The organism is Frankia sp. CoWAU3 (genome assembly GCF_977971855.1).
This window is the reverse complement of sequence record NZ_CDWWXB010000177.1, coordinates 1-3,630: the sequence shown is the minus strand read 5'-3', so window position 1 is coordinate 3,630 and position 3,630 is coordinate 1. Positions and strand designations below refer to the sequence as shown.

At 69.6% G+C, this 3,630-nt stretch carries 3 protein-coding genes; all 3 read left to right on the top strand.

From position 1 onward, the window contains the following. Nucleotides 1–951, top strand: a 951-nt coding sequence (locus AC08ON_RS14300; RefSeq protein WP_476617143.1) for a TRCF domain-containing protein, incomplete at its 5' end; no start/stop codon positions are given. A gap of 56 nt (nucleotides 952–1,007) precedes the next feature. Further along, nucleotides 1,008–1,766 carry a SurA N-terminal domain-containing protein gene (locus AC08ON_RS14295; protein WP_476608124.1) on the top strand — a complete coding sequence of 253 codons (759 nt, stop codon included), beginning with the start codon at nucleotides 1,008–1,010 and terminating at the stop codon, nucleotides 1,764–1,766. A gap of 12 nt (nucleotides 1,767–1,778) precedes the next feature. Further along, a complete protein-coding gene (gene mazG / locus AC08ON_RS14290; RefSeq protein ID WP_476608125.1) occupies nucleotides 1,779–2,954 on the top strand; it encodes a nucleoside triphosphate pyrophosphohydrolase in 1,176 nt (391 codons plus the stop codon). Nucleotides 2,955–3,630: the final 676 nt, after the last annotated feature.

Sequence of the window (3,630 nt, the reverse complement as noted above, 5' to 3'; positions counted from 1 at the left end):
ACCGCCCACGGCCAGCTGCACGAGGACGCGCTTGAGCAGGTCATGGTCTCCTTCTGGGAGAAGAAGTTCGACGTGCTGGTCTGCACGACGATCGTGGAGTCGGGCCTGGACATCTCCAACGCCAACACCCTCATCGTCGAGCGGGCCGACGTGTTCGGCTTGTCCCAGCTGCACCAGCTGCGCGGCCGGGTCGGGCGGGGCCGGGACCGGGCGTACGCCTACTTCCTCTACCCGCCGGACAAGCCGCTGACCGAGACCGCCCACGACCGGCTCGCCACGATCGCCCAGCACAACGACCTTGGTGCCGGAATGGCCGTAGCCATGAAGGACCTGGAGATCCGGGGAGCGGGCAACCTGCTCGGCGGCGAGCAGTCCGGGCACATCGCCTCGGTCGGGTTCGACATGTACGTGCGGATGGTCGGCGAAGCGGTGGCCGAGTACCGCAAGGAGGGGATCGAGAAGCCCCCGGAGGTCAAGGTCGAGCTGCCGGTCGACGCGAGCCTGCCGCACGACTACGTGCCGAGCGAGCGGCTGCGGCTGGACGCCTACCGGCGGCTGGCCGGCGCCGCCACGGACGCCGACATCGACGAGGTGCGTGGCGAGCTCGTGGACCGGTTCGGTCCGCTGCCCGAACCGGTCGAGAACCTGCTGGCCGTCGCGGGCCTGCGGGCGCTTGCCCGGCGCTTCGGCGTCACGGAGATCATCACCGCCGGTCGCCAGATCCGGTTCGCTCCGCTGGAGCTGCGGGAGAGTCAGACACTCCGGCTGACCCGGCTCTACCGGGGCGCCGTGGTCAAACCGGCGGTGCGGACCGTACTCGTTCCCGCGCCGACCGAGACGGGGCGCATCGGTTCCCGGCCGTTGCGGGACCGGGCTCTGCTCGCCTGGGTCGGCCAGCTCCTGCATGCGGTCGCGGGCGACTCGGTCGCCGCCGCGGCGGCCTCGATCTGACTCCTGGCGTAGGGCGCCGTACCGTACGCCACGCTGAGCGGATACCGTCTCGGCTCGTGAAGCTTTCCCGTCTCCTCGCCGGTGTCGGGCTCCTCGTGCTCGTCGGTACCGGGTGCACGACCCATGCCGGGGCCGCCGCCCAGGTCGGTTCGCAGACCATCGGGACCTCCCAGCTGCGCGGCATCGTCGACCGCGGGCTCAAGGCCGCGCAGACGGTACCGATCCCGCAGACCTCGCAGTCGGCGTCGCAGAGTCTCAACCGGGGTGAACTCCAGCGACGAACCCTGACCACGCTCGTGCAGCTCGAATTGATCTCCGGTGAGGCGAAGCGGCTGGGGATCTCGCTGACCGGCCAGGACATCGCGTCCTACTACCAGGCGTACGCGATCCTGCAGTTCGGCAGCGTGAAGGCGTTCGAGCAGCGAGCCGCCGCGGCAGGCTTCGCCCAGCAGGACGTGGCGACGATCGTCCGCTCGGGAGCGTTCGAGTCGGCGCTCGGGGACAAGATCAGTCCGGGTGTCCTCGCCTCCGACGCGGACACCCGCGCCCAGTACGACAGCATCGTCGATCAGATCGGGAAGATCCCTCTCAGCTACCGGCAGGCCAAGCCCTACCTGGCTCGGTTCCTGGTGGCGGACAAACGGGCGACGAAGGTGCGTCCGCTACTCGCGCAGGCCGAGTCCCGGGATCCCATCTCGATAAACCCACGATTTGGTACCTGGGACACGAAGCAGTTCGCCGTGGTCGCCGCTGAGGGCTCGATCGCCAGCAAGCCCGCGCCCACGCCGATCCTGGACCTGACCACCCAATCCTGAGCGGACGGCGACATGTTGATGCGGATCACCGTGGTCGTCACCAGCCCCCGGGTGGCACCGGGAATTCTCACGGCCCGGGCGTGGGATGTCGTGCGCACGGTGCCCGTCCTGACCGCGAGCCCCACGCATCCTCAGCTCGCCGCGCTGCGGGCGGCCGGTGCGACCGTCCTGATCGTCGATCCCGGCGATCCCGGCGGTCTGGCCGGCGCGGTGACCCTCATCCGGGCCGCCCTGCCTGATCCCGCGGCGGCCGAGGTCGCCTGGCTACCCGATCCGCTTGCGCCGAGCATCCTCGACTGCCTCCTCGACGAGGCGAGTGGCTCCGGGGAACGGAACGATGCCGGCGCCGACGGGGTGACCGGGGCCGAAGTGACGAGCCTCGTGGCCACCAGGGAGCTGCCCGGCTCGAGCCTGTTGGACGCCGTCGCGGTCATGGACCGCCTGCGGTCGCCGGGCGGCTGCCCCTGGGACGCCGAGCAGACTCACACCTCGCTCGCCCCGTACCTGGTCGAGGAGACGTACGAGGCGTATCAGGCGATCGAGGACGGCGATCTCACCGAGCTGCGCGAGGAACTCGGCGACGTGCTGATGCAGGTGCTCTTCCACGCTCGGATCGCAGCCGAGCGCGCCGACGACGGCTGGGACGTCGATGACGTCGCGGCCGGTCTGGTGGCCAAGTTGATCCGCCGTCATCCGCACGTGTTCGGTGACGTGGTCGTGGACGGTCCGGCGAACGTCGTCGCCAACTGGGACGCGATCAAGGCGGTCGAGAAGGGGCGCGTCTCGGTGACCGAGGGTGTCCCACTCTCCCAACCGGCGTTGTCCCTCGCGGCCAAGCTGCTGAAGCGGGCTGCCGGCATCGGCGTCCCGGCGGATCTCGCGCTGACCGGGACGGCCGCTGGGGGTGTGACCCACGCGGGCGATCGGGTCACCGAGATCGCCGCCATGGCCGCCGTACTGGCCCGGTCGGGCACGGCGGGGGACGACCTGATCGGTGATCTGCTCTTTGCCGCCGTCGCGCTCGCCCGGATGGCCTCCGTCGATCCGGAGCGGGCCCTTCGGGCGACCGCCCGTCGCTTCCGGGACCGGCTGGCCGCCGTCGAGGGCACAGTCCGTGCCGAGGGCGCCGATCCGGCTTCCCTGTCCGACACCCGCTGGCGCGAAATCTGGCGGCAGCTACCCGGGTAAGCACCGATCATCGGCGCCCGATGCCACTCGACTTTCGCGTTTTCCATGATCGGCAATCGATTGGCTATCGGGTGTGTTAGGTCGTCTTGTTGAGCGGTTCGGCTGGGGTCGTCTGGTGGGCCGGTCCGGGGTTCTGGCCGGCTGGTGAGGCCTGTGCCTGTGGGATTTCGGGATTTCGGGATTTCGGGGATCGTGTCCGGCCGGGGCCGGGGTTGGCCAGGGCCGTCTCCCAGCCGGTTTCCAGCTGGCGGGTGACCAGCCGGTTTTCTGGTTCGGCAAGCTGGTAGTGGCGCCGGGCAGCTGGGCAGTCACGTAGCGGTCGAGCGCCGGGCCGGCGAGGTGCTGACACAGCCCGCCGGTGCCGTAGTTGGCGCGCAGGTAGCCGCAGTGGTAGTTGTGCGACGGGAACCGGCTGGCCGGGGTGTGACAGCACCCCGTCATCCGATGCCCGCAGGTGCTGACAAGTTCTCTGGTGGGTGCTGTCAAGTTCTCTGTCAAGTTCTCTGTGTGCGGGGTGGTTCCTGTTCTCTCTACTTGCCGACCTCGCTGAGGGCCGCCCCTGGCTGCCCACCTGAGAGGCCCCACCCTCTCAGCGGCTTAACTCAAAGTCACCGCAAGCCGGTTAATACCCAGGGCTGCGCGAAGGTCGCGTGGTGTGACGGCCTGTTGCGTTAAG